Raw genomic sequence first — 24475 nt, 5'->3', positions numbered from 1 at the left:
GAAGAGCCCGCCGGCCGCGATGCCGGCAATGGGCACGACTTCCAATACGCCGGCTTCTTGAACGTTCCGCAGCGCAACATGAATCAGCTAGGCGGCCGGTTCCACACATTCAAGCGGGAGATGCGCGAGGCGACAATAGGCCTGCGCGTTAATGCTAACGGGCGTGACGCAAAAGTCACAACAATCGGAGCAGGAATTCTACGGAGTAGAGCGCCAATCCGGCGAGCCCGCCGATCAGCGAGCCGTTGAAGCGGATGTACTGCAGGTCGCGCCCGATGTTGATTTCAATCAGCGAAATCAACTGCGCCATGTCCCACGCCTTGACCTGGTCGGAGATGAAGGTCGAGACGCCGCTCTTCTGGTCGGCCACGAAGCTGCGCAGCACGGTCACCAGGCCCTTGTTGATCTCGCCGCGAAGCTCGGCATCGCCGGCGAGCGCATCGCCCGCCGAAACGAACATGCCGGCGAGATGATGCTGCAGCACCTGCGTCTCGCCTGATGCGCTGCGCTCGATGAAGGAGCGCGTGTTGGCCCAGACGGTGCGGGCGAGATCGGCAAGCTCGGGCCGCGCCAGGAGATCGCGCTTCAAGCCGTCGATGCGGTCGATATAGGCTTGGTCGGTGCCGAGCCGGTCGACGAAGCTCAGCACCATACGGTCGAACTCACCGCGGAACGGATGCTTGGGATCGCTGCGCACCTCGTTGAAGAACGCGGTGGCGGACGACACGATCTTGTTCACCAGGAACTTGTCGGCGCGATAGAGCTTGAGCAGGGTCGGCAGCTCCGCGCGCACCTTCTCGCGGATCATCGCCATCGTCTCGACTCGAGTCAGCGTCTCGTGCATCACGCGCAGGAGATCGTCGAACAGGATCTGGTGGCGCCCCTCGGCCACGAATCCGCGCAGCGTGCCGGCTGCGAGTGGCGCAAGATCAATGGCCTGGAGCTGCGAGGACATGCGGCGGATGATGAAGGTCATCAAGCCGGAGCTCTCCGTCGCAGAGACGGCTTCCGGCAGCAAGCGCAGCGCGAAGCGCGCAAGGTCGTCGCTGCGCTTGCGGTCGCGCAGCCAGTCGGCGACGAAGGAGCCGAAATCGATTTCGTTCAGCTTGGCCTCGACCGGGCCGGCCTCGAGGAAATGCACCTGGATAAACTCGCCGAGCTTGTCGGCGATGCGGGCCTGATTGCTCTGGATGATCGCGGTATGCGGGATCGGCAGGCCGAGCGGCCGTTTGAACAGCGCGACCACGGCATACCAGTCGGCAAGCCCGCCGATGGTCGCGGCTTCCGCAAAGGCGGCGATGAAGCCGAACACGGGATGCACCGGCAGCAGCCATTTCGCGGCGACGAACAGCGCCAGCGTCGACGCCAGCACCAGCGTCGCCAGCGCCTTGACGCGGCGCAGCTCTGCCGCACGTTCGGCGTCGCCTGGGGTGTCAAAAGAGAAACTGCCTGATGGAGTCATCACTGCATCACAGTACCCGTCATTGCGAGCGATGCGAAGCAATCCGGAATCTTTCCGCGGAAAGACTCTGGATTGCTTCGTCGCTTCGCTCCTCGCAATGACGGCGGGACAAAAACAAAAGGCCCGCCGAAGCGGGCCTCAAATTTCAGTTGGTCCTCAGGGTGCCGGATCAGGCGGTCTTGTTGTAGACCTTGGCAAAGTTGTCCTGAGCGGACTTGGCACCATTGGCGGCGAGCTTGCCGAAATAGTCGGCGGTCGCCTTGGCGCGCGAGACGAACACTTCGCCGCGGGAGCGGAGCAGGCTCGACTGGATCTCGACGGCTTCGCTGACCGACTTGGCGGATGCGAGCTTGTCGATGCCCGAGAAGAACGCCTCGGCGTCCTCGTAGATCGCCTGCTGGATGTTGCGGCTGATCTTGCCGGCTTCAGTGACGGACTCGGACACCGCGTTCTCGACGGCGGCGGTCACGCGCTCGGAGCCAGCGAACACCTCGGCAGCACGGTCCTTGGCGGTGTTGGCAGTCTTCTTGACGAACTCGCGGGCGGCCTCGGGAACTTCCAGGTTCTGGATGTTCTTGAAAGCGTCTTTGAAGCCCTCGAAGGCAGTGTTGGTTTCGGTGGTCATGGGGTTCTCTCCATCCTCATCGGTCTGAGCTATGGGCTCACCCCGTCCGGTTTTGGCCCGGGGCAGGGCTTATATGGCATAGTTAATTGTGCGACGCAACAATCATGTTGCATTGCGATATCACGAAATCGTGAATATCCTCAATTGGAGGCAATCTGCTGCCTCCCTGGCCCGCCGCCTACTTTGCATGGGGTTGATTTCCAGTTTTCTGGTCGCCGGATGGCGCCTCAGTGCTGGACGGCCCTCTTAGTGCTGGACGGCGCCTGGCAGCCCGTAGGCCTCCATCTGGGCCTGGACCTGCGCGATGTTGTGCCCGAGCACGACGATGTCGTGGGTCTTGCCACCGACGTCCCGGACATGGTCGCGTAACAAGGCCTCTGCCTTGAAGCCGAGGCTTTCGAACAGCGCGATCGCAGCCTGCTGGTCGACCGTCATCTGGACCGAGAGCTTCTCCAGCCCAGCCCCGAGCGCGAGCGCAAAGGTCTCCTGCGACAGCGCCTTGCCCACCCCCTTCCCGCGCACATCCTGCGACACCACCATCCGGATCTCGCCGACATGGGGGGACCAGGAGTGCGGATCACGCACCAGCGTGCCGCAACCGACGACCGTGCCGCCCCGGACCGCCAGCAGGCTCTGGATCGCGCCGCGCTCGATCTCCTTGACCCAGGCCGACAGCACCTTCGGCTCGCTGATGTTGCGCGGCAGGAACAACAGATCATGGGTCGGCAGGCCTTTGCCGAAGGCGAGCACTGCGGCTTCGTCCGCGGGCGACATCAGGCGGATCTCGATATCGCCGGCGTCGGTCTTGACATGACGCGGATAGGAACGCTGCTCGCTCATGTCGATCTCTTTCCCAGCCAGGAATCCAGTTTCGGCCACAGCCGCTTCACCGCATTGGCGCCGGCGACCAGCGAGACGTGACCGCCCTTCAGCATCACCTCTTCCTTATCCGCGGAGCCGATCTTGGCGATGAGGTGTTTTGCGGCGTCATAGGGCACGATGTGATCGTGCTCGGCGACCGCATGCAGGATCGGCACCTTGATGTTCTCGAGCTTCGCCGCGCGGCCGCCCACCGACATGGTGTCGTTGAACAGCTTGTTGTCCCACATCAGGTCCTTGGTGATGGTGCGGAAATATTCGCCCGCCAGCGGCAGCGTGTCGGTCGCCCAGCGGTCGAACATCCGGTACGACTTCACGAACTCATCGTTCCAGATGTTTTCCCAGAGCTGGATCTGGCTCACCGTGCGCGAGGCCGGACGCAGCATCTCGAACGAGGACAGGATCATCTCCGGCGGCACGTTGCCGACACTGTCGACGAGCCGGTCGACGTCGAAATAGCGGCGGTCGGAGAAATTCGAGAACAGCTTCATCTCGCGAAAATCGATCGGCGTGGTGAAGCAGATCAAATTCTTCATCGGCCCGTCCGGGAAGATCGAGCCATAGAGCAGTGACAGTACGCCACCGAAGCAATAACCGATGACGGAGACGTCCTGCTCGCCGGAATCGGCCTGCACGCGGCGGACACAATCCGGGATGAAGTCGAGGACGTAGTCCTCCATCCGCAGGCTCTTCTCTTCCGGGCGCGGTGCACTCCAGTCGAGCATGTAGACGTCGTAGCCGCGCCTCAGCAGGAACTCGATGAAACTCTGGCCAGGGACGAGGTCGAGAATGTAGCCGCGATTGGTGGTCGCCATCACGATCAGCACCGGCACGCGATAAATCTCGTCCGACATCGGCCGGTAGTGGTAGAGACTCATCGTTCCGCGCGAGTGCAGCACGTCCTTTGGTGTCGAGCCGAGGGTGGGGCCGGAGGTCGAAATATATTCGACGCCCTTGATGCTACGCTGGATGGCGCGCTGCACCTCGGCCTGGATGCGCTCCGGGATAGATGCGAAATCAAGTCCCGTCGGCGCGTTCATTTTGGCTCTCCGCCTTCGGATGGCGGACGTTTGGTGCGCGGTGGCCGCGGTGCGGAATCGATCGGTGCCCCCCCGGAATTGGCCGACATCTGATTCAGCATCGACCTGATCTCGCCGAGTTGCCCCTCGATCGACTGCAGCCGCTCGGCGATACCCGTCATCTGCTCGCGGCTCGGCAAATTCATCGAGAGGAGATACTTCTCCATGAGATCGCCGAACTGCTTCTGAGCGCCCGCAGCAGCGCCGCCGGCGCGGTTCATCGCTTGCGAGAATTCCGGCGTCTCCATCGCCTTGGTGGCGAAGGAGTTGAATCCCTTCTCCATTTCGCCGACCATCTGCTGCCACAAGGCAACTGGATCGGTGATCTTGTCGGTCATCAGCATCCTCCCGATGTGGAGGGCTTGTGCCCTTCTTCCTGCCATACGACACCGTTGCGGGGTGCCGGTCAACCGGCAAGCAGCGGTCCGGCACACGGCTTCTTCGCGCGAGGAAACCGTGCCATACAGCAATGGTCAAAAGCCCGAGGAACGCCCGTGAACGCCTCCGCCCATCAGCCGCCCCAGACCGTCCGTGCCAACGGCATCGACATCTGCTACGAGATTTTCGGCAATGGCAATGCCGAGCCGCTGCTGCTGATCATGGGGCTCGGAGCACAGATGATCCATTGGGACGATGCGTTCTGCGAACAGCTCGCCGCACACGGCTTTCGCGTGATCCGTTTCGACAATCGCGACATCGGCAAGTCCAGCCATCTCACCGGCGGCAATCGCCTGACTCCACTGGAATTGATGAAGCTGCGCTTCCTCAGAATTCCAGTGGCCGCTCCCTACAAATTGATCGACATGGCCAGGGACACGGTCGGCCTGATGGATGCGCTCGGCATCAAGTCGGCACATCTGGTCGGTGCCTCCATGGGCGGCATGATCGCGCAGGAGGTGACGCTGTCGTTCCCCGCGCGCGTACGCTCGCTGACCTCGATCATGTCGACCACCGGCAATCCGCGCGTGCCGCCTCCGACGCGAGAGGCCGCCGCCATGCTGATGGCCCCCCCGCCGCGCAGCAAGGAGGAGTTCATCACCCGCTTCGGCCAGACCTGGAAGATCTTGCGTGCCGGTTCCTTCCCCGAGGAAGAGGCGCTCGATCCCGGCCGCGCCGAACGCGTCTTTGCCCGCGGGCTCAATCCGGCCGGCGTCGGCCGGCAGCTCCGCGCGGTGCTTGCCTCCGGCAGCCGCAAGGAGCGGCTGCACAGCGTGAAGACGCCAACGCTCGTGATCCACGGGACGGTCGATCCGCTGGTGCGGCCCGAAGGCGGCAAGGACACGGCCGCGTCAATTCCGGGCGCAAAGCTGCTGATGATCGACGGCATGGGCCACGCGCTGCCGATGCGGTTCTGGCCTGAGATCGTCGGCGCTATCGACAAGCATGCGCATGGCGCGGCAGCGCAGGCAGCGTAGACCCACGCCGCCAGTCTCCTCGCGGTGACCATGTGAGCCGCCGGTTACTCTCTTAACCCGAGCCGGCGCGAGAGCTATAGAGGCCTCCCTCAATCGCAAGACCGAGGCTACGGCCTCCCGGAGCTCACATGCATCTCATCGTCCGGCCTGCGGCAATGGTCGCCGCTTCGGCTCTCATGCTGTCCCTCGCCAGCGGCGCCACGATGGCGGCCAGCGCACAAGACGAAGCCAACCGCGCCGCCGTGCTCGCCTTCTACGAGAAGGGTCTCAATCAGAAAGACGTCGATGCAGCGCTCGCCTATGTCGGCGACCGTTACGTCCAGCACAATCCGAACGCCGCCGATGGACCGGAGGGCTTCCGAAAGTTCATCGGCTTCCTGCGCGAAAAATTTCCGAACTCACACAGCGAGATCAAACGCGCGTTCGTGGATGGCGACTACGTCATCCTGCATGTCAACGCGGTCCGCGAGCCCGGCACCAAAGGCAACGCGATTGTCGACATCTTCAAGCTGGAGAACGGCAAGATCGTCGAGCATTGGGATGTGGTTCAGCCGATCCCGGAGAATCCGGCGAACAACAACACGATGTTCTAACCCTTCCTCGCGATCCAGATCACGTGACGCGCGCCACCGCCCCTGCCGGTGGCGCGAACGTTGACCTCGTTGACGCCGAAGCCGGCACTGCCAAGGCGCTTGGTGAAGGCGGGATTCGGTCCCGACGACCAGACGGCGAGCACGCCGCCCGGCCGCAGTGCCGCCTTCGCAGCCGTCAATCCGTTCGCACTGTAGAGCGCATCGTTGCCCTTGCGAGTCAGTCCTTCCGGCCCATTGTCGACGTCGAGCAGAATGGCGTCGAAGGCCGAACTCTTCGCCCGGATGATTTCGCCGACGTCGGTCTCCCGGATGCTCACCCTGGCATCATCGAGACTGTCGCCGAAGACTTCCGCCATCGGCCCGCGCGCCCAGCTCACCACCGCTGGCACGAGTTCGGCGACCACGATCTTCGCCTTGCTGCCGAGGACGGTGAGCGCCGCGCGCAGCGTAAAGCCCATCCCAAGGCCGCCGATGAGAACGACGGGTTTTGTCACCGCCTCGATCTGCTTCGCTGCAAGCGTTGCAAGTGCGGCCTCAGAACCAGACAGGCGGTTGTTCATCAGCTCGTTGGTGCCGAGCTTGATCGAAAACTCCTTGCCCCGCCGCATGAGGCGGAGCTCCTCGTCGGAGCCGGGGATTTTGGCGGTGTCGAGTTTTTCCCAGGGAATCATGCCTGACGTTTAGCACGATTGGACTGGCGGTCACCCGCCAGCCCAGACGTCCAGCACATACCGGTTCTTCGCGCCCATCTCCTCGATCCAGCGCGCAGCCGCAGCGGCATCGCTGCCGCTCTTCTCGCGATGGATCGCAACCAGCGCCGCCTTCACGTCGGGCTCCATCCTGCTGCCGTCGCCGCAGACATAGATGATCGCGCCCTGCTCGATCAGGGGCCAGACCTTGTCCTTCTGCGCGGCAAGAACGTGCTGGACATAGGTCTTGGGGCCGTCCGTGCGCGAGAACGCGGTGAAGAGCTCGGTGATGCCGCTTGCGGCAAGCGCCTTCAGCTCATCGGCGTAGAGAAAATCCTGATCGGGATGGCGGCAGCCGAAAAACAGCATGGACGGTCCGAGGCTGGCGCCCTTCGCCTTGCGCGCGGCGCGTTCCTGGAGGAAGCCGCGGAACGGCGCGAGCCCCGTGCCCGGACCAATCATGATGATCGGCACCGAGGGATCGTCGGGCAGGCGGAAGCCGGCCTTGGTCTCGCGCACGGTGGCGTAGATCGTATCGCCAGCCCGCCGATTGGCGAGATAGCTCGAGCAGATGCCCTTGTAGGTACCGCGCCCCGAAGCGGCCGGTCCCTCGACCACGCCGACCGTGACGCTGCAACGCATTGGATCGACCGACGGCGAGGACGAGATCGAGTAGTAGCGCGGCGCAAGCAGCGAGAGCATTTCCAGATAGGCGTGGAACGGCAGCTCGCAAGCAGGATATTCGAGCAGCAGGTCGAACACCGATTTGCGCATGGCCAGAATCTCGCCGCGGTAGCGCTCGAGCGTTTCGGCCTCCTCGCCGACAAAGGCCAGCAGCTTCGGCTTGGTGACCGGGCAACGGGTATGCTCGGCCATGGTCTGGATCTGCTTGCGCGTCGCCACCTGCTGCAGCTCGACAAACTCGCTGAGGAGGCGTCCGACCGATACGGCATTGCCGACCGGCAATTGCGCCCGGCGGCCTTCGGCGACTTGGAGCCTGATCTGATCGGCGGGCAGGAAGCCGAAGCGGCGGGCGACCGAGTCCACCAGCGTCGGATCGTTGCGCGGAACGACACTCAGGTGATCGCCGACACGATAGGTGACGTTGGCCGGCAGCTGCACCTCGATGTGGCGCGTCGAGCGCGGCGACGGATTGGCGCCGGACTTGTTCTGGAGCTCGTCATTGACCAGCACCTTCATCGCGACAGCACCACCCTGGGCAACGATGGTGTTGACTGCGGTCACCGCGACCGGCTCGATCGCATAGAGCGGATCGTCTTCCGCGGTGCGCGTGAAATTCCAGTCGATGCCGAATTCCTTGGTCGCGACCTGAGCGGCGGCCGGGAACCATTTTTGGAACTGACCGTCGAGATCACTGCGTGCGTCGCCCTCGCCGCGCGGATAGACGGCGCGTGCCCCGTGCTTCGACAATTGCTCGTCGATGAAGCGCGGCACCGATTGATAGGTCGCGGCCCAATCGCTGTTGCCGCAGCCGAACACGGCATAACGCACGTTGGCAAAGGCGTCCTTCGGCAGATCGTCGCCGAGCCATTTGACGAACTGCGTCGCATTGTCGGGCGCCGCGCCGTTATAGGAGGCGCAGATGATCAGCACGCCGCCTTCGTGCGGAAGCTTGCCGACGTAGTCGTCGAGCGGCCCGAGATGCACCGCAAAGCCGTTGATCTCCGCAAGGTCCGCCATGCGCGTCGCGAGTTCCTCGGCCGTGCCAAGGTTGGAGCCATAAAGCACGAGCATCGGCGTGTTGTGACCGGGACGCGTGGTCGGCTGACGCGGCGCCCTCGGCGCTGAAACTGCGGCCGTGGTGGGCCCGCCATAGGCACCTCGCTCGCGATCCGCCCGCGGCCTCACCTTGATCTTGAAGCCCTCCGGCTTCATCGTCAGCGTTTCCTTCAAGTGCATCTGGTAGCGCTGGTGGTCGATCAGCTTGAAACGCTGCAGGATCATGCCGAGTGCAAGTGCAGCCTCGTGCATGGCAAAACCGCGGCCGATGCAGGCGCGCTGGCCGTTGCCGAACGGCTTCCAGGCATTGATCGGCCGCTTCGCTTCGGCTTCCTTGCTGAAGTTCTCGGGGTCGAACGCATCAGGATTGGGGCCCCAGACGCTGGGGTCGCGATGCAGCGCCGTCACCAGGATGGTGGTGAACGTGCCCTTCCTGAGTTTGTACTTGCCGCCACCGATGGTTTCGTCATTCAGCGGCGAGATGCCATAAGCCGGCGCCGGCGGCCACAGCCGCAGCGCCTCTTTCAGGACCTGCGTGATGTAGGTGAGCTGCGTCACCTGCTGGTAGGTTGGCTTCGCATTGACGTCAGGGCCGAAGACGCGATCGACCTCGTCATACGCCTTCTTGAGGAGGTCGGGGTGTTTCAGCAGCGCATAGAGCGTATAGGACAGCAGGCCGCTGGTGGTCTCGTGGCCCGCGATCAGGAATGTGTTGATTTGGTATCGGATGTTGACGTCATCGAGCTGCTCACCGGTCGAGCGGTCGACACCGGTCATCATCGCCGCGAGCATGTCCTTCTTGTCGTCGATTCCTTCCGCACTCTTGCGGCGCTCGGCGATGATCTCGTCGACCATCTTGTTCATGAAGGCGACGTCTTCGCCCAGGGTCTTGCGCCGCTTCTGCATCCAGAGCTGCTCGAACGGCAGGCCGCGCGTCATCATGATGGTTTCGAGCGAGCGCACCAGCGACTCGACGAAGGGATGGTAGTCGCGCCGGTAGAACGAGTTGAAGCGATAGTCGAAGCCACAGAGGCCGATCGTGTCCAGCGTCAGCGCCGTCATGTCGTGGACGACGTCGATTTCATCGTCGGCGTTGAGGCGCTCCCATTTGTGGACGAGCTGCTCGGCGATATCGACCATGCTCGGATGGTAGGACTGCATGGCGCGGTTGCCGAACGGCTGCAGCAGGATGTTGTGTGCCTTGCTCCAGTTCGGCTCCTTGGTATCCGCGGTGAACAGACCGTCGCCGCCGACCGCGCGCACGCGCCGCAGCGCGCCACGCACCGTCTTGTCGAAGCGCTTTTCGTCAGAGAGCTCGTCGACGAGATCGTGGCCGGAGACGACCACGATCGGCGAGCCCATCATGTCGAGCCAGAAGATCGGGCCCAGCTCCTTGGCCAGCCGCGTCAAATGCTGCACGGGCGCGGCCGAGTCCAGCGACAGCATGTTGCCAACCACCGGCTTGGTCGGCGGATGCGGGATCGGATCCAGACGGTTCTTGGATGACATTAAATGCGCTTCCCCCGTTGCGTCATTCCGGGATGGTCCGAAGGACCAGACCCGAAATCTCGAGATCCCGGGCTCGATGCTACGCATCGCCCCGGGATGACGACTTCGTCGTCACCCAAACCGCCTTCTACGCCATTCGATCAGCTTGGCGCTGACCTCTTCCGGCTTCTCCTGCTGCGTCCAATGGCCGCTGTCCTTCACCAGATACTTCTCGAGATCAGCCACCAGTCTCTCCATGCCATCGGCCGCCGACGGCGGCAGCACCGCGTCGTTCTCGGCCATGATCATCAGCGACGGCACGGTGAGGTGGTGGTCGAGCCCCTTCGACCGCTCCCAATTGCGGGTGAAATTGCGGTACCAGTTGATGCCGCCGGTGAAACCGGTCTTCGTGAACGTATCGACGAACATCTTCTTCTCGTCCGCCGACAGGATTGGCGTGCGCGGATCGACTTTGGCATCGTAAGCCGCAATCATCTGCGGAAACGCCAGATTGGTCTTCGAGGAGGCGCCGACGCCGGCGATCGGCGGCTCGCCTGATTTCTCCGCAGGCCGTGCCAGCGGCTTGCGCATGAAGGCATCAAAGGTCTGCTCGACGCGGCTGCCAAAGATCCTGTCCGGCTCGCGCGCCGGATCCTGAAACTGGACGATGTACATCTGGTCGCCGAAGCGCTGACGGAACAGCGCGATCGGATCCATCGGCGCCCGATCCCAATGCGGCGTGTTGACACCGACAACACCGGCGACGCGTGTGGGATGCCGCAGCGGCATCTGCCAGACGACGAAGCCGCCCCAATCGTGGCCGACGAAGATCGCTTTCTCGATGTTGAGATGATCGAGCAGCCCAACGAGATCACCGGTCAGGTGTTCCATGTCATAGGCCTCGACCGGCTCGGGCCGGTCGGTCGCGCCATAGCCGCGCTGGTCCGGCGCGATCACCCGGATGCCGGCCTCGCTCAGAGCCTTGATCTGGTGACGCCAGGAGAAGGCGAGCTCGGGCCAGCCGTGACACAGCAGCACCGGTGGCTTGTCCGTGACCGGGCCCGCCTCGTAATAGCCCATGCGGATTCCGTTCGTCGACGCAAACTTGAGCGGCGGCATTTCGATCATCGCAAATTCCTACTCGGCCGCGCCCTTGATGTCGGCCGCCGGCGGCGCATAGGCCGCCTCCAGCGCAGCAAACTCCTCCGGCAGCATGTCGCACATGACTTGCACGTGCGGAATGATGTTAGCTCCGACGATGAAGCCGAAATCGAGCTGGTCGCGGTAGCTCTGCACGGTGATGTTGAGCGCCTGCCCGTGCGTCGAGATCGACACCGGGAAAATATGCAGGAGCTCGGCGCCTGCGGCGTAGAGCGTCTGCCGCGGCCCCGGCACGTTCGAGACGGTGATATTAGCAGCCGGCGGCAGCACATCCGACAGGTCGGAACGACTGTAGAGCAGCGCCAGGATCTGGACGATGATCGGCGCGCCCAGCATCGAGATGTTGGAGACCTGCGGCATCAAGGCCCGCAGCGGATGCGACATCTCCTTGGACTTGGTCGACTGCGCGATGATGGCTTCGAGCCGCGCCTTGGGATCCTCGATATTGGTCGCAATCGAGCAGATCATGCCAAAGACCTGGTTGTTGGCCTCGGTATTCCCCTCCTCGCGAAGCGAGATCGGCACGGCGGCGGTCAGCGACTTCGCAGGCAGCGTGCCGTATTGCAGGAGGTAGCGCCGGACCACGCCGGAGGCGAGCGCGAGCACCACGTCGTTGAGCTTGCCGCCGGCCTGCTTGGCGAGCGCCTTGGATCGCGACAGCGAGATAGATACGCCGGCAAAGCTTCGCTCCGACGAAATCGTCTTGTTGAGCATCGTCGGCGGCGACACCATGCTGGCGAGGCTCTCGCGCGACTTGGGATCGGAAATCTTGCCGAGTACGTCGGAGACGCTCTTGACCATGGTCGGGATATTGCCCGCGAAGCGCACCGCGCTCTCGATCTGATACATCGCATTGTCGAACAGGATCGAGCCGATGTCGCTCTTGCCGGTGCGCGGCAGCTGCAGGTTCTTCGCAGCCGCCGAGGCATCGAGCGGCTGGGTAAAGAGCTGCTGATAGGAATCGAGCAGATTGGCAGCGATATCGCGCGGCTCCTGTCCTGGCTTCGACCCGCTCGTCGGCGCCTCAACCTTTCGCGGGATCGGCGAGACGTCATAGATCATGTTGGTCAGCGCCGCGCCGGCACCGCCGTCGATGGCGGCATGGTGCATCTTGGAATAGAGCCCGACCTCGTTGTCCTTCATACCCTCGAACACGTAGAACTCCCAGAGCGGGCGGGCGCGGTTCAAAAGCTTGGCATGCATCCAGCCGACGATGCGCTCGAGCGTGGCGCGGTCGCGCGGCGCCGGCAGGCTGGCGCGGAAGATATGACGGTCGATGTCGAACTGATCGTCCTCGACCCAGGTCGGATGATCGATATCGAGCGGCGCTTTCTCCAGGCGCGCCTTCAGAATCGGCGCGATGTGCAGCCGCGAGACGATCATCGCCTTGAAGTCTTCGAAGAAGTCGCCCTTGTAGTCGTCGGGCAGGCGAAAGATCGCCATGCTGCCGACATGCATCGGCATTTCCGGGGTTTCCAGATACAAAAACGATGCGTCCAACGACGACAGCTTCTTACCGTCAGCCATAGTTCCCTCCGCTCATATTCGACGGGCGCCTTTACTGGCGCTTCTCGTCAGGCCGATACTGCCCGCTCCGCCGGGGCATATGCAATGGCAAACGGCCCCGCCCGGTCAAATGGCCAGAATTCCCCCTCCGGTTGCGCCAGGCGATCCGCCAGGGCCCACAACGCTGCAGGGTTCACGCCAAGCCCGATATGGCTTGCGAGGTGCACCTCGATGTTCTCGGCGCGGTCCCCCGGGCGCAGCAGGCAGGTCCGCCAGTTCACGACGCCGTCGGCGCGCGAATAGATCGACGTCGCGGGCACCGGGAGATCGCCGGCAATCGCCTCACGCAGTTCGGCGAAATCCTCGACCCGCTCGCCGGACAATGCCTCATAGAGCGCCGTCGCATTGGTCGCCCGCACATCGTTGGCAAAGGGGCTGCCGAGCGTGATGACATAGCGGACCATGTCGGGCGCCTGGAGCGCAAGGTCGCGGGCATAGACGCCGCCGAGACTCCATCCGACCAGGCTGACCTTGCGTCCGCTTGCGCTATGGATTTCAGCGAGGCGGCGGCGCAAGGCTTCCCGCATCCGCGCCAATCCGCCAAGATTGCGGCCCATCCGCCAGGCGTGCGTCTCATGGCCGAGATCGCCGAGATAGCGCCGCATCGGCGCCATCGAAAGATCGCTGGCGAGAAAGCCCGGCAGTGCCAGCACCGGATGGCCGTCGCCCCTGGGCGCCCGCATCAGTAGCGGCGACAGCAGGACGCTGGCATTGAATTCGAACAGGCCGCGCGCCTCCGCGAGCAGCAGGCCGAGGGCCGGCGGACGAAGCCGATCCGAACCGGGCGCCCCGTCGCGCTGGTCGGACATTATTTCTTCTTGTCGCCGCTGCGCGGGCTGCCCAGACCGGCCATGGTAACGAACATATCCTGAAACCGCTCCGCGATCTTGGGATCGAACGTAAACCAGCTCTGGATCAGCGATTCCGGAGAGACCTTCTCGATGTTGCTCAGCACCTGCTGCTGCAGCTTGTCCATCACCGCGGTCTGCATCGGCGCCACGTCAGGTAACCCGAAGAACTGGCGGGCCTCGAGGGGGGTGCAGTCGATTTCGATATTAACTTTCATGTCCCCTCCGGATGAGATTCGAGTGGCGTCACACAGTATCGCCGCGACATGGTGTGCGACGCAAGCGACCTGAGCCGGGAGCCGGACGCCGGCTTCCGCAATCGGCCGATATGGTCAATCAAATTGTCGGCGCGAATGGGCGCCGGCGGGCCGTTTCCGCCCTCATTCTCGGGACCCGGCTGGCCGAAAGTCCAATGTCGCCCACGCGCCTCCCGCCCCTAAATTGTTGGTCAGCATTGCTGCACAGCGGTGCAACTTGGCGCGTTCCTTGCTGGAAAGGCGCTTGCACGGGTCGAGAACTCTGGGCAACATGGATCGATCAGCCCCACCGAACAATCAAAAATCACGGTGCGGGCGAGTGGAGAGGGTCAAGAATGTCAGTCGGACGAAGTCTATTTGCGGCGACGCTCGCCGGTGCGCTTGCGTTGGCGGTGTCGCCGGCGTCGAGCCAGACGCTGCGCTACGCCAACCAGGGTGAGTTGAAGTCGCTCGACCCCTACACGCTGAACGAGTCGACCACCAGTGCACATCTCGGCCATGTCTATGAAGGTCTGGTCGCCCGCGGCAAGGACCTGAAGATCATCCCGGCGCTCGCCGAAAGCTGGGAGACGCCGGAGCCGACGCGCTGGCGCTTTCACCTGCGCAAGGGCGTGAAATTCCACAACGGTGACCCCTTCACCGCCGATGACGTGGTGTTCTCGGCCGAGCGCGTGCGAGCGAAAGGCTCGAATTTCCAGAGCCGCGTTCCCGCCGACGCAAAGGTCGTCAAGGTCGACGATTACACCGTCGATTTCGTCCTGACCTCGCCCAACCCCATCCTGACGGCGCTGTGGGCGACCTGGTACATCATGGACAAGAAATGGGCAGAGGCGAACGATGCGGTGGCACCGACGCCTGCCGCCGCGACGACCCCGAGCTATGCCTCGCTCCACGAAAACGGCACCGGCGCCTTTACCATCGAGAGCCATCAGCCGGGCGTGAAGACCGTCTTCAAGGCCAATCCGAACTGGTGGCGCAAGCCGGAGCATAATCTGAAGGAGATCGTCTTCACGCCGATCGCAAACCCGGCCACGCGTGTCGCGGCCCTGCTGTCGGGCGAGGTCGACGTGATCGAGCCGGTTCCGGTCCAGGACATCGAGCGCGTCAAAGCGAGCCCCAACGCCACCGTGCTGACGGGACCCGAGCTCCGCACCATCTTCGTCGGCATGGATCAGGCGCGCGACGAACTCTTGTTCTCCAACGTCAAGGGCAAGAATCCGTTCAAGGACGTTCGCGTCCGCGAAGCCGTCTATCGGGCGATTGACGTCGACCTGATCAAGAATCGCGTGATGCGCGGACTGTCCACGCCGTCCGCATTGATGGTTGCACCAGAGATCTTCGCCTCGAAGGATTTCACCCGGCCTAAGTTCGATCCCGACGCCGCCAAGAAGCTTCTGGCAGACGCCGGCTATGCGGACGGTTTCGAGGTGACGATGGACTGCCCGAACGATCGCTACGTCAACGACGCCGCGATCTGCCAGGCGATCGTCGGCATGCTCGCCCGCATCAACATCAAGGTGGACCTGCTGGCGCAACCCAAGGCCCAGTATTTCGCCAAGGTGCTGAAGCCCGGCGGCTACAAAACCTCGCTGTTCATGCTGGGCTGGACCCCGGATACGCTCGACTCCCAGAACGTGCTGCACGACATCATGGGCTGCCGGGATGATCCCAAGGATCCCAACCGTGGCGAAGCCAATCTCGCCGGCTACTGCAACAAGCAGTTCGACGAGCTCGCCGACAAGGTTCTGGTGGAATCCGATACGACCAAGCGCGATCTCCTGATCAAGCAGGCTTTCGAGCTCTCGATGAAGGACTGGGCCTATGTCCCGCTGCATCAGCAGGCGCTCGCCTGGGGCGTGTCGAAGAAGGTGAAGCTGACCCAGCGTGCGGACAATATGGTCATGCTCTACTGGGCGACCAAGCAGGACGAGTAGGTGTCGACAAGTTGTGAAGTCCCGGAAGCCATGGCTTCCGGGACTTGCCGTTTCGGGTTAACGCGATGATGCGTGCTGAAGAGATGTGAAAGGAACAGATGCTCGCTTTCACACTGCGCCGGGCCATCCAGGCCATCGGTGTCATGATCGCCGTCGGGATCATCTCGTTCTCGATGTTCCGCTTCGCCGGCGATCCCGTGAACCAGATGGTCGGGATGGATACGTCGGGCGCCGAACGCGCCGCGATCCGCAAATCCCTCGGCCTCGACGATCCCGTGATCGTGCAGTTCGGCCGCTATATCGGCAACGCCGCGCAGTTCAAGTTCGGCGTGTCCTACCAGTTCCGCCTGCCTGTCACCAATCTTCTGATGGAGCGGATGCCCGCGACGCTGGAGCTCGCGATCTGTGCCACCATCTTCGCGATGATCTGTGGCATCCTGATGGGCGTTTATTCGGCGCTTCGCCGTGACAGCTGGCTCACGCACATATTCCAGGCCGTCTCGCTGATCGGCATCTCGCTGCCGACCTTCCTGATCGGCATTCTCATGATCTACCTGTTCTCGGTGACACTCGGCTGGCTGCCCTCGTTCGGTCGCGGCGACGTCGTGCACATCGGCTGGTGGACGACGGGTCTCCTGACGCTGTCAGGCCTGAAGGCGCTGATCATGCCCTCGATCACCCTCGGTCTGTTCCAGATGACGCTGATCATGCGGCTCGTCCGGGCGGAAATGCTCGAGGTGATGCGGACCGACTACATCCGCTTCGCCCGCGCCCGCGGGCTCACCACACGGGCGATCCATTTCGGCCACGCGCTGCGCAACACGCTGGTTCCCGTCATCACCGTCGCGGGTCTGCAATTTGGCTCGGTCATTGCTTTCGCAATCATCACCGAAACCGTGTTCCAATGGCCGGGCATGGGGCTCCTGTTCGTGCAGGCCGTCCAGAACGTCGACATCCCGATCATGGCGGCCTATCTGATGATGGTGTCCCTGATCTTCGTCACCATCAATCTCGTGGTTGATATCCTCTACACCATCGTCGATCCGCGGCTGCGCTCGACGGTCAGCCGGGCACACTGATATGAGCGAGGCCGTCGTTCCGCACGAGGTTGAAAAGCGCACTGCTGCCGCACCGGGCTGGTTCCAGCGCGCGCTCGACAGTGACCTGTTCTATTCGTTCCGCCGCTCCAAGATCACCATGATCGCGGCGGGTGTGACCTTGCTGTTCTTCCTGATCGCGATCTTTGCCTCCGTGCTCTCGGTGCAGAATCCATTCGACCCGGCGCAGCTTCAGCTGATGAATTCACGCATCTCGCCGCTGTGGACCGCGGACGGCCAGAGCCCGTTCCTGCTCGGGACCGACGAGCAGGGCCGCGACGTGCTGTCCGCGATCCTCTACGGCTTGCGCATCTCGCTTCTCGTCGGGGTGCTCGGCGTCGTCTTCTCCGGCGCGCTTGGCATCCTGCTCGGGCTGACGGCCGGCTATTTCGGCGGCGCTGTGGACGGGCTGATCATGCGTATCGCCGACGTGCAGCTTTCCTTCCCGGCCATCCTGATCGCACTGCTGATCAACGGTATCGCCAAATCGGTCTTTGGCAACAAGCTCGACGAGATGAGCATGCTGGCGGTCCTGGTCTTCGCGATCGGCTTGAGCTTTTGGGTGCAGTATGCGCGCACCGTGCGTGGCTCGGTCCTGGTCGAGAAGAACAAGGATTACGTCGCAGCGGCGCAATTGATTGGCCTGCCTGCCCCCGTAATCATGCTGCGGCACGTGCTGCCGAACACCACGGGGCCGATCCTCGTGATCGCCACCATCAACCTCGCGCTCGCGATCATCACTGAGGCTACACTGTCGTTCCTCGGTTCGGGCATGCCCGAAACCATGCCGTCGCTCGGCACGCTGATCCGCATCGGCAACGGCTATCTGTTCGCGGGCGAATGGTGGATCGTCGCCTTCCCCGGAATTGCACTCGCGGCGCTGATCCTGTCGATCAACCTGCTCGGCGACTGGCTGCGCGATGCCCTCAACCCCAAACTCCGATGAGCATGCAGCGTTCATGACCGAACCCGTTCTCTCCGTGCGTAATCTCCAGGTCGAGTTCGCCTCGCGCCGCGGCACGCTGCGTGCCATCGACGGCGTCTCCTTCGATATCGCCAAGGGCGAGGTGCTGGGCGTGGTCGGCGAATCCGGCGCCGGCAAATCGGTCACCGGTCTTGCGGTGATCGGACTGATTGATCCGCCTGGTCGAATCGCTGGCGGCGAGATTCGTCTCGGGGGAATGCGCATCGACAATCTGCCGCCCGAGGAGATGCGCCGCATTCGCGGCAAACGCATCGGGATGATCTTCCAGGACCCGCTGACCTCGCTCAATCCGTTGTACAAGGTCGGCGACCAGATCGTGGAGACGATCCGGACCCATCTCGATCTCTCCGAACAGGCCGCCCGCCGCCGCGCCATCGACCTGCTCGCCGAGGTCGGCATCCCCGCACCGGAAAGGCGTATCGACGGCTATCCGCACGAATTCTCCGGCGGCATGCGTCAGCGCGTGGTGATTGCGCTCGCGATCTGCGCCGAGCCGGAGCTGATCATCGCCGACGAGCCGACCACCGCGCTCGACGTCTCCGTGCAGGCGCAGATCATCTCGCTGATCAAGCGGCTCGGCCGCGACCACGGCACCGCCGTGATGCTGGTGACGCATGACATGGGCGTGATCGCCGAGACATCGGACCGCGTCGCGGTGATGTATGCCGGCCGCGTCGCCGAGATCGGCCCGGTGCAGGACGTCGTGCGGAACCCGCTGCATCCCTATGCCAAGGGCCTGATGGGCGCGATCCCGACTCTTGCCGGCGACGACAAGCGCCTGGTGCAAATCCCCGGCTCCATGCCGCGCCTCTCAGCGATCCCGCGCGGCTGCTCCTTCAATCCGCGCTGCGCATTCGCTTTCGATCGCTGCCGGGTCGAGCGCCCAGAGCCGCTGTCGCGCGGTACGCAGTCAGTTGCCTGCCATCTCTATGACACCGTGCCGGCGGAGACCGCGGCATGAGCACGTCTTTCGTCCAGGCCACAAATCTGCGCCGCGTCTTCGACGTTTCGAAACCCTGGCTCAATCGCGTGCTCGAGGGCGGGCATCTCGAATATCTCAAGGCTGTCGATCACGTCACCTTCGACATCAGAAAGGGCGAGACCTTTGCGCTGGTCGGCGAGTCCGGCTCCGGCAAGACGACGGTGGCGCGGATGGTGGTCGGCCTGTTGCCGCCCAGCTCCGGCGATGTACGGATCGACGGCGTCTCGATGACCGACCCGCGGCAGGCGCCGGCCCGACGCAAGCTGCGCCGCCGCATTCAGATGATCTTCCAGGATCCCTATGCGAGCCTGAACCCGCGCTTCCGGGTCGATGCCATTATCTCGGAGCCGATCCGGGCCTTCGACCTGATCCAAGGCGAGCGTGACATCCAGGCCCGCGTCGGCGAATTGCTCAGCCTCGTCGGCCTGCATCCCGACGACCGGCTGAAATTCCCGCACGAATTCTCCGGCGGCCAGCGCCAGCGCATCGCGATCGCTCGGGCACTCGCCTCCGATGCCGAATTCATCGTCTGCGACGAGCCGACCTCCGCCCTCGACGTCTCCGTGCAAGCGCAGATCCTGAATTTGATGCGCGACCTCCAGGACAAGTTCGGCCTGACCTATTTGTTCATCAGTCACAACCTCGCAGTGGTCCGTCACATGGCGAGCCGCGTTGGCGTGATGTATCTCGGGCGGATCGTCGAGATCGCGGAGGGACGCGAACTGTTCGCCCGTCCGCGCATGCCCTACACCAAGATGCTGCTTGGCGCCGTGCCCGATCTCGCCATGAGCGGCCGCCAGCGTATTCCGGTGAAGGGTGAGATCCCGAACCCGATCAACCCTCCACCCGGCTGCGCCTTCAACCCGCGCTGCCCGCTGGCGTTTGATCTTTGCCGCAAGGAAGCCCCGGAACTGGTCGACGGCGTCGCCTGTCACGCCGTAAACACCACGCCGGTCCCGGCGTGACGCGCGCGTGCCATGCGGCCTGCGCATTGGCCGCACGGCATGGCCTGTGATCAATTGCGCTCGCCGCAAATGAGGTAGCCCATGGCCAGCAATGTCAATCCCGATCCCTTCACCACGCGCCCCGAGATCGAGGGCACGTTCGGGGTCGTCGCCACCACGCACTGGATTGCGACCGCCGTCGGCATGGCTATCCTGGAAAAGGGCGGGAACGCCTTCGATGCCGGCGTCGCCACCGCCTTCACGCTCCAGGTGGTCGAGCCGCATCTGAACGGCCCCGGCGGCGACGTGCCCATCATCGTGCACGACGTCAAGCGGGGCCGCACCGAGGTGATCTGCGGCCAGGGCCCGGCGCCGGCGCGCGCCACCATCGCGCATTACAAGAGCGAAGGCCTCGACATGGTGCCCGGCACCGGCCTGCTGGCGGCCTGCGTTCCCGGCACCTTCGAATCCTGGATGATGTTGCTGCGTGACTACGGCACGATGCGCGTGCGCGACGTGCTGGAGCCTGCGATCTCGTACGCGCGCGACGGCTATCCGCTGGTCGAGCGCGCCTGCGCCACAATCCAGACGGTCGAGCAATTGTTCCGCAAGCACTGGCCGACATCGGCCGCGGTCTATCTGCCGAACGGCGAAGTGCCGAAGCCCGGCACGATGTTTACCAACAAGACGCTGGCGGCGACCTACACTCGGATTTTGACCGAGGCCGAGAGCGGCGGCGGCGGCCGCGACGCCGAGATCGAGCGTGCGCGAAAGGCCTGGTCCCACGGGTTTGTCGCGGAAGCCATCGACAAGTTCTGCCGGACGCAGGAGGTGATGGACGTCAGCGGCTCGCCGCATCGCGGCGTTCTCTCCGCCGACGACATGGCGCGCTGGCAACCGACGATCGAAGCGCCCCTCACCTACGACTACGGCCGCTACACCGTCTGCAAGGCCGGCGTCTGGAGCCAGGGTCCGGTGACGCTGCAGCAACTCGCGCTCTTAAAGGGCTTTGCGCTCGATGGGCTCGACCCGACCGGGCCGGAATTCATTCACCTCCAGATCGAATGCGCCAAGCTCGCCTTCGCCGACCGCGAAAAGTTCTACGGAGATCCCAAGTTCACGGAGATCCCGATCGGGACGCTGCTGTCGGACGCCTACAATGACGAGCGTCGCAAGCTCGTCACCGACAAGGCATCGCTCGATTTCATCCCGGGATCGGTCGAAGGCTTTGGCGGCGTCGTCAAGCTGCGCCGTGCCGAAGGCCAGCGCGAGGCCGTCGGCGCGCTTGGCGCCGGCGAGCCGACCGTGGGCCGCTTCGGCGAGGTGCGCGGCGACACCGTGCATTTCGACATCATCGACAAGGCCGGCAACATGGTGTCCTCGACGCCGTCGGGCGGCTGGCTCCAATCCTCACCGGTGATCCCCGAGATCGGCTTCTGCCTCGGCAGCCGTGCCCAGATGTTCTGGCTGGAGGAAGATCATCCGGCCGCGCTAGCGCCGGGCAAACGGCCGCGCACGACGCTGTCGCCGACCATGGCACTGCGCGACGGCGAGCCCTATCTCGCCTGGGGCTCGCCCGGCGGCGACCAGCAGGACCAATGGATCACGCAGTTCTTCCTGCGTCACGTCCATTGCAATCTCAACCTCCAGGAATCGATCGACGCGCCGGCCTGGCATTCCGAGCACTTCCCGATCTCGTTCTGGCCCCGCACGGCTCGACCCGGCGTGCTCGTGGTCGAGAACCGCGTGCCCAAGGCGACGATCGAGAACCTTCGCGAGCGCGGACACATCGTCGAGATCGGGCCCGACTGGTCCGAAGGCCGCCTCACCGCGGCTTCGCGCGTCGGTGTGCGCCGCCGTGCCGCCGCCAATCCGCGCGGCATGCAGGGCTACGCCGCTGGAAGATAAAGGCAGCACATGACCTGGTCGATCATCGCGCGAGATCCTGCCACCGGCCAGTTCGGTATCGCCGTTGCGACCCGCTTCTTCGCCGTCGGCGCGCGCGTGCCTTACATCGCTGCCAGCCTCGGCGCCATCGCGACCCAGGCCTTCGTCAATCCCTATTACGGCATCGACGGCGTCAAGCTGTTGCGCGAGGGCCTGAACGCGCATGACGTGCTCGCAGCCCTGCTCGCGACCGACGACGGCCGCGAAAGCCGCCAGATCCACATCATGGATGCGAGCGGAGAGATCGCCGCGCATACAGGGCGCGATTGTGTCGACTGGTGCGGGCACATCAAAGGCAACGGCTTCTCGATTGCCGGCAACATGCTTGCGGGCGCCGATGTGCTCGGCGAGACGGCAAAGACCTATATCGCCAATGACAGCCTGCCCTTCCCGCGCCGGCTGCTCGCTGCGATGCGCGCAGGCGAAGCCGCCGGCGGCGACAAGCGTGGCAAGCAGTCTGCCGCACTGCTGATCCACGGCGAGGAGGAATGGCCGGCACTGGACATCCGCGCCGACGATCATCCCGACCCGCTCGGCGAGCTCGAGCGGCTCGAACGGGTCAGCCAGGAGCTCTGGGTGCACTTCCGCCCGTCCATGCCGACCCGACAGAATCCGTCTGGCAACACCGATCGCAGCGTCATCGACGCCAGCATAGCCGCGGCTCGGGCAAGACAAGCATGAGCGCAAGCCCGCTCATCGAGATCAGGGACTTGCGCATCCGCTTTCACGGCGACGACGGCCGTATCACCCACGCTGTCGATCGTGTCGATCTCAGCGTCGCCAATGGCGCAACGCTCGGGCTCGTCGGCGAATCCGGCTGCGGCAAGAGCGTGACGTCGCTGGCGATCATGGGCTTGCTGCCAAAGCAGACGACGGAAATATCGGGCGCAATTCGCTTCGACGGTTTCGACCTGCTGCAAGCGCCCGACCAGACCCTGCGAGACCTGCGCGGCAACCGGCTCGCGATGATCTTCCAGGAGCCGATGACCTCGCTCAACCCGAGCTTCACCATCGGCGACCAGATCATCGAGACCATTTTGCGTCATCGCGGCGGCTCCCGCCGCAGCGCGCGCGAGCGGGCGATCGAACTCCTGCGCCGCGTCCACATCCCGTCGCCCGAGCGGCGCATCGACGAATATCCGCACAAGCTCTCCGGCGGCATGCGCCAGCGCGTCATGATCGCGATGGCGCTGGCTTGCGATCCGCAGCTCCTGATCGCGGACGAGCCGACCACCGCGCTCGACGTCACCCTGCAGGCGCAGATTCTCGAGCTGATGCGGGAATTGAAGGCGGCGAGCGGCGCCGCGATCATCCTGATCACCCACGATCTCGGCGTGGTCGCCGAAGTCTGCGACGAGGTCGCGGTGATGTATGCCGGCGAGATCGTCGAGCGCGCGCCGGTCAACGAACTGTTCTCAGCGCCGCAGCATCCCTACACCGTCGGCCTGCTCGGCTCGATCCCGCGGCTCGACCATCGCGCCGAGCAGCTCGCGACGATCGAAGGCATGGTGCCGAACATGGCGCAGCCGCCCGCCGGCTGCCGCTTCGCCGCGCGCTGTCCGTTCGTGCTGGAAGCCTGCACCAGGGCGCCGCCGCCGCTGATGAAAATCAGCCCCGGCCATGTTTCGCGCTGCATCCGCGCACCGCTCGAGCTTTTGGTGTCCTGATGGCGCTGCTCGAGGTCGAAGGCCTGGTCAAGCATTTCGTCGCCCGGCGATCGCCGTTCGGCCGCGCGCTGGCGCATGTCAAAGCCGTCGATGGCGTGTCATTTTCGCTCGAGGCCGGCAAGACGCTCGCTCTGGTCGGCGAATCCGGTTGCGGCAAATCCACGATCAGCCGCCTGGTGCTGCGGCTGATCGAGCCCGATGCGGGCACGGTGCGCTTCAACGGTCGCGACCTGCTCTCGCTCGATGCGGGTGCGCTCCGGAAATTCCGCCGCGAGGCGCAGATCATCTTCCAAGATCCCTACGCCTCGCTCAACCCGCGCATGACTGTCGGCCAGATCCTGACCGAACCCCTGGCTCTGCACGATCTCGTGCCACCGGCACAACGGCGCGACAGGGTCGCGGAAATCCTGCGGCTGGTCGGGCTTGAGCCGCGCCTCGAACGGCGCTATCCGCACGAATTCTCCGGAGGGCAGCGCCAGCGCATCGCCATTGCCCGCGCGCTCGCGGTCGAGCCGAAATTGATCATCTGCGACGAGCCGGTCTCGGCGCTCGACGTCTCGATCCGCTCGCAGATATTGAACCTGCTGCGCGAGCTGCAAGACCGCCTCGGCCTCGCCTACATTTTCGTTTCGCACGATCTCGCTGTGGTCAAGCACATCGCCGACCGCGTCGCGGTGATGAATCTCGGCTGCATCGTTGAAGAGGCCGACGCTGACGCGCTGTTTGCCCAGCCCCGCCACCCCTATAGCCGTGCGCTGCTGTCCGCGATCCCGCTGCCGCAGCCTCACGCCAAGCGGACGAAGGTCGTGCTGCAAGGCGAGATCCCGAGCGCGCTCAATCCGCCGGCCGGCTGTCGTTTTCACACCCGCTGTCCCTTCGTGATCGACCGCTGCCGCACCGAAGCGCCGGCGCTGACGGCCGACGGCGCCGGACACGCCACTGCCTGCCATCGCGTCAACGAGCTGCCTTCGGCCGACACCATCCTGCCCGCAACGGCCGGATTTACCCCGGCCCTGGCAAAATTAGTCGCAGCTTTCAGCCGAAAGACGGAAGGCGCGACCCTGCCCGGGGTTGGTATACAGGGTGCAAGGCCGACAACGACGTAGCCGGAGCAATG

At 64.1% G+C, this 24475-nt stretch carries 22 protein-coding genes; 11 read left to right on the top strand and 11 right to left on the bottom strand.

Features of this window, described 5'->3' with window-relative positions:
- Positions 1–175 precede the first annotated feature (175 nt).
- From JQ587_RS08005 to JQ587_RS07985, 5 genes are all read right to left on the bottom strand, one after another.
- Complete coding sequence (locus JQ587_RS08005) at positions 176–1462, bottom strand: DUF445 domain-containing protein (RefSeq protein ID WP_212424947.1); 1287 nt, start codon at positions 1460–1462, stop codon at positions 176–178.
- Between the two features lie 169 nt (positions 1463–1631).
- On the bottom strand, positions 1632–2087 hold the full coding sequence (locus JQ587_RS08000) for a phasin (protein WP_212297967.1): 456 nt from the start codon (positions 2085–2087) through the stop codon (positions 1632–1634).
- A gap of 246 nt (positions 2088–2333) precedes the next feature.
- Complete coding sequence (locus JQ587_RS07995; RefSeq protein ID WP_212424946.1) at positions 2334–2927, bottom strand: GNAT family N-acetyltransferase; 594 nt, start codon at positions 2925–2927, stop codon at positions 2334–2336.
- Positions 2924–4006, bottom strand: coding sequence for a PHA/PHB synthase family protein (locus JQ587_RS07990; protein ID WP_212424945.1), 1083 nt, complete (start codon positions 4004–4006; stop codon positions 2924–2926). The genes JQ587_RS07995 and JQ587_RS07990 overlap by 4 nt, the downstream gene beginning before the upstream one ends.
- Positions 4003–4383, bottom strand: a complete 381-nt coding sequence (locus tag JQ587_RS07985; protein WP_212297964.1) for a hypothetical protein — start codon at positions 4381–4383, stop codon at positions 4003–4005. The genes JQ587_RS07990 and JQ587_RS07985 overlap by 4 nt, the downstream gene beginning before the upstream one ends.
- Positions 4384–4539: 156 nt before the next feature.
- Here JQ587_RS07985 and JQ587_RS07980 point away from each other — a divergent pair, with 156 nt between their 5' ends.
- A complete protein-coding gene (locus JQ587_RS07980; protein WP_212297963.1) occupies positions 4540–5460 on the top strand; it encodes an alpha/beta fold hydrolase in 921 nt (306 codons plus the stop codon).
- Between the two features lie 128 nt (positions 5461–5588).
- Positions 5589–6053, top strand: a complete 465-nt coding sequence (locus JQ587_RS07975; protein ID WP_212424944.1) for a nuclear transport factor 2 family protein — start codon at positions 5589–5591, stop codon at positions 6051–6053.
- Here JQ587_RS07975 and JQ587_RS07970 read toward each other — a convergent pair.
- The 6 genes from JQ587_RS07970 to JQ587_RS07945 all read right to left on the bottom strand — a co-directional run bounded on the left by JQ587_RS07970 (position 6050) and on the right by JQ587_RS07945 (position 13763).
- Positions 6050–6724, bottom strand: a complete 675-nt coding sequence (locus JQ587_RS07970; protein ID WP_212297961.1) for a spermidine synthase — start codon at positions 6722–6724, stop codon at positions 6050–6052. The two genes, JQ587_RS07975 and JQ587_RS07970, sit on opposite strands and share 4 nt — an antisense overlap.
- A 30-nt stretch (positions 6725–6754) precedes the next feature.
- Entirely contained in the window at positions 6755–9991 is a 3237-nt protein-coding gene (locus JQ587_RS07965) for a bifunctional cytochrome P450/NADPH--P450 reductase (protein WP_212424943.1), read from the bottom strand.
- A 111-nt stretch (positions 9992–10102) separates the two neighbouring features.
- Positions 10103–11098 carry an alpha/beta fold hydrolase gene (locus JQ587_RS07960; protein WP_212424942.1) on the bottom strand — a complete coding sequence of 332 codons (996 nt, stop codon included), beginning with the start codon at positions 11096–11098 and terminating at the stop codon, positions 10103–10105.
- A 9-nt stretch (positions 11099–11107) separates the two neighbouring features.
- Complete coding sequence (locus JQ587_RS07955; RefSeq protein ID WP_212297958.1) at positions 11108–12658, bottom strand: WS/DGAT/MGAT family O-acyltransferase; 1551 nt, start codon at positions 12656–12658, stop codon at positions 11108–11110.
- A 47-nt stretch (positions 12659–12705) separates the two neighbouring features.
- Positions 12706–13506, bottom strand: coding sequence for an alpha/beta hydrolase family protein (locus tag JQ587_RS07950; RefSeq protein ID WP_212424941.1), 801 nt, complete (start codon positions 13504–13506; stop codon positions 12706–12708).
- On the bottom strand, positions 13506–13763 hold the full coding sequence (locus JQ587_RS07945) for a DUF6489 family protein (RefSeq protein WP_194476990.1): 258 nt from the start codon (positions 13761–13763) through the stop codon (positions 13506–13508). The genes JQ587_RS07950 and JQ587_RS07945 overlap by 1 nt, the downstream gene beginning before the upstream one ends.
- Before the next feature lie 374 nt (positions 13764–14137).
- Here JQ587_RS07945 and JQ587_RS07940 point away from each other — a divergent pair, with 374 nt between their 5' ends.
- From JQ587_RS07940 to JQ587_RS07900, 9 genes are all read left to right on the top strand, one after another.
- Positions 14138–15736, top strand: a complete 1599-nt coding sequence (locus JQ587_RS07940; RefSeq protein ID WP_212297956.1) for an ABC transporter substrate-binding protein — start codon at positions 14138–14140, stop codon at positions 15734–15736.
- A gap of 98 nt (positions 15737–15834) precedes the next feature.
- Positions 15835–16815 carry an ABC transporter permease gene (locus JQ587_RS07935; protein ID WP_212297955.1) on the top strand — a complete coding sequence of 327 codons (981 nt, stop codon included), beginning with the start codon at positions 15835–15837 and terminating at the stop codon, positions 16813–16815.
- Position 16816: 1 nt separating this feature from the next.
- On the top strand, positions 16817–17779 hold the full coding sequence (locus tag JQ587_RS07930; RefSeq protein ID WP_212424940.1) for an ABC transporter permease: 963 nt from the start codon (positions 16817–16819) through the stop codon (positions 17777–17779).
- 13 nt (positions 17780–17792) lie between these two features.
- Positions 17793–18779 (top strand): ABC transporter ATP-binding protein, encoded by a 987-nt coding sequence (locus JQ587_RS07925; protein WP_212424939.1) that lies wholly within the window; start codon positions 17793–17795, stop codon positions 18777–18779.
- Positions 18776–19765, top strand: a complete 990-nt coding sequence (locus JQ587_RS07920) for an ABC transporter ATP-binding protein (RefSeq protein WP_212424938.1) — start codon at positions 18776–18778, stop codon at positions 19763–19765. The genes JQ587_RS07925 and JQ587_RS07920 overlap by 4 nt, the downstream gene beginning before the upstream one ends.
- 81 nt (positions 19766–19846) lie before the next feature.
- Entirely contained in the window at positions 19847–21652 is a 1806-nt protein-coding gene (locus tag JQ587_RS07915) for a gamma-glutamyltransferase family protein (RefSeq protein ID WP_212424937.1), read from the top strand.
- Between the two features lie 9 nt (positions 21653–21661).
- Positions 21662–22372, top strand: a complete 711-nt coding sequence (locus JQ587_RS07910; protein WP_212297950.1) for a DUF1028 domain-containing protein — start codon at positions 21662–21664, stop codon at positions 22370–22372.
- Positions 22369–23358, top strand: a complete 990-nt coding sequence (locus JQ587_RS07905) for an ABC transporter ATP-binding protein (RefSeq protein ID WP_212424936.1) — start codon at positions 22369–22371, stop codon at positions 23356–23358. Before JQ587_RS07910 ends, JQ587_RS07905 begins: the two co-directional genes overlap by 4 nt.
- On the top strand, positions 23358–24464 hold the full coding sequence (locus JQ587_RS07900) for an ABC transporter ATP-binding protein (RefSeq protein ID WP_212424935.1): 1107 nt from the start codon (positions 23358–23360) through the stop codon (positions 24462–24464). Before JQ587_RS07905 ends, JQ587_RS07900 begins: the two co-directional genes overlap by 1 nt.
- Positions 24465–24475: the final 11 nt, after the last annotated feature.

Origin of the sequence: Bradyrhizobium manausense, assembly GCF_018130615.1 — a bacterium.
Classification (GTDB): Bacteria; Pseudomonadota; Alphaproteobacteria; order Rhizobiales; family Xanthobacteraceae; genus Bradyrhizobium; species Bradyrhizobium manausense_A.
This window is presented reverse-complemented; position numbering and strand designations above follow the sequence as displayed.

What these genes read in the sequence shown, in the direction of transcription:
- JQ587_RS07945 (WP_194476990.1), bottom strand. Translation starts at nt 13,763, where the DNA reads ATGAAAGTTAATATCGAAATCGACTGCACCCCCCTCGAGGCCCGCCAG.
- JQ587_RS07975 (WP_212424944.1), top strand. Translation starts at nt 5,589, where the DNA reads ATGCATCTCATCGTCCGGCCTGCGGCAATGGTCGCCGCTTCGGCTCTC.
- JQ587_RS07910 (WP_212297950.1), top strand. Translation starts at nt 21,662, where the DNA reads ATGACCTGGTCGATCATCGCGCGAGATCCTGCCACCGGCCAGTTCGGT.
- JQ587_RS07920 (WP_212424938.1), top strand. Translation starts at nt 18,776, where the DNA reads ATGAGCACGTCTTTCGTCCAGGCCACAAATCTGCGCCGCGTCTTCGAC.
- JQ587_RS07985 (WP_212297964.1), bottom strand. Translation starts at nt 4,383, where the DNA reads ATGACCGACAAGATCACCGATCCAGTTGCCTTGTGGCAGCAGATGGTC.
- JQ587_RS08000 (WP_212297967.1), bottom strand. Translation starts at nt 2,087, where the DNA reads ATGACCACCGAAACCAACACTGCCTTCGAGGGCTTCAAAGACGCTTTC.
- JQ587_RS07990 (WP_212424945.1), bottom strand. Translation starts at nt 4,006, where the DNA reads ATGAACGCGCCGACGGGACTTGATTTCGCATCTATCCCGGAGCGCATC.
- JQ587_RS07970 (WP_212297961.1), bottom strand. Translation starts at nt 6,724, where the DNA reads ATGATTCCCTGGGAAAAACTCGACACCGCCAAAATCCCCGGCTCCGAC.
- JQ587_RS07915 (WP_212424937.1), top strand. Translation starts at nt 19,847, where the DNA reads ATGGCCAGCAATGTCAATCCCGATCCCTTCACCACGCGCCCCGAGATC.
- JQ587_RS07995 (WP_212424946.1), bottom strand. Translation starts at nt 2,927, where the DNA reads ATGAGCGAGCAGCGTTCCTATCCGCGTCATGTCAAGACCGACGCCGGC.
- JQ587_RS07905 (WP_212424936.1), top strand. Translation starts at nt 22,369, where the DNA reads ATGAGCGCAAGCCCGCTCATCGAGATCAGGGACTTGCGCATCCGCTTT.
- JQ587_RS07955 (WP_212297958.1), bottom strand. Translation starts at nt 12,658, where the DNA reads ATGGCTGACGGTAAGAAGCTGTCGTCGTTGGACGCATCGTTTTTGTAT.
- JQ587_RS07925 (WP_212424939.1), top strand. Translation starts at nt 17,793, where the DNA reads ATGACCGAACCCGTTCTCTCCGTGCGTAATCTCCAGGTCGAGTTCGCC.
- JQ587_RS07965 (WP_212424943.1), bottom strand. Translation starts at nt 9,991, where the DNA reads ATGTCATCCAAGAACCGTCTGGATCCGATCCCGCATCCGCCGACCAAG.
- JQ587_RS07930 (WP_212424940.1), top strand. Translation starts at nt 16,817, where the DNA reads ATGAGCGAGGCCGTCGTTCCGCACGAGGTTGAAAAGCGCACTGCTGCC.
- JQ587_RS07935 (WP_212297955.1), top strand. Translation starts at nt 15,835, where the DNA reads ATGCTCGCTTTCACACTGCGCCGGGCCATCCAGGCCATCGGTGTCATG.
- JQ587_RS07900 (WP_212424935.1), top strand. Translation starts at nt 23,358, where the DNA reads ATGGCGCTGCTCGAGGTCGAAGGCCTGGTCAAGCATTTCGTCGCCCGG.
- JQ587_RS08005 (WP_212424947.1), bottom strand. Translation starts at nt 1,462, where the DNA reads ATGACTCCATCAGGCAGTTTCTCTTTTGACACCCCAGGCGACGCCGAA.
- JQ587_RS07960 (WP_212424942.1), bottom strand. Translation starts at nt 11,098, where the DNA reads ATGATCGAAATGCCGCCGCTCAAGTTTGCGTCGACGAACGGAATCCGC.
- JQ587_RS07940 (WP_212297956.1), top strand. Translation starts at nt 14,138, where the DNA reads ATGTCAGTCGGACGAAGTCTATTTGCGGCGACGCTCGCCGGTGCGCTT.
- JQ587_RS07950 (WP_212424941.1), bottom strand. Translation starts at nt 13,506, where the DNA reads ATGTCCGACCAGCGCGACGGGGCGCCCGGTTCGGATCGGCTTCGTCCG.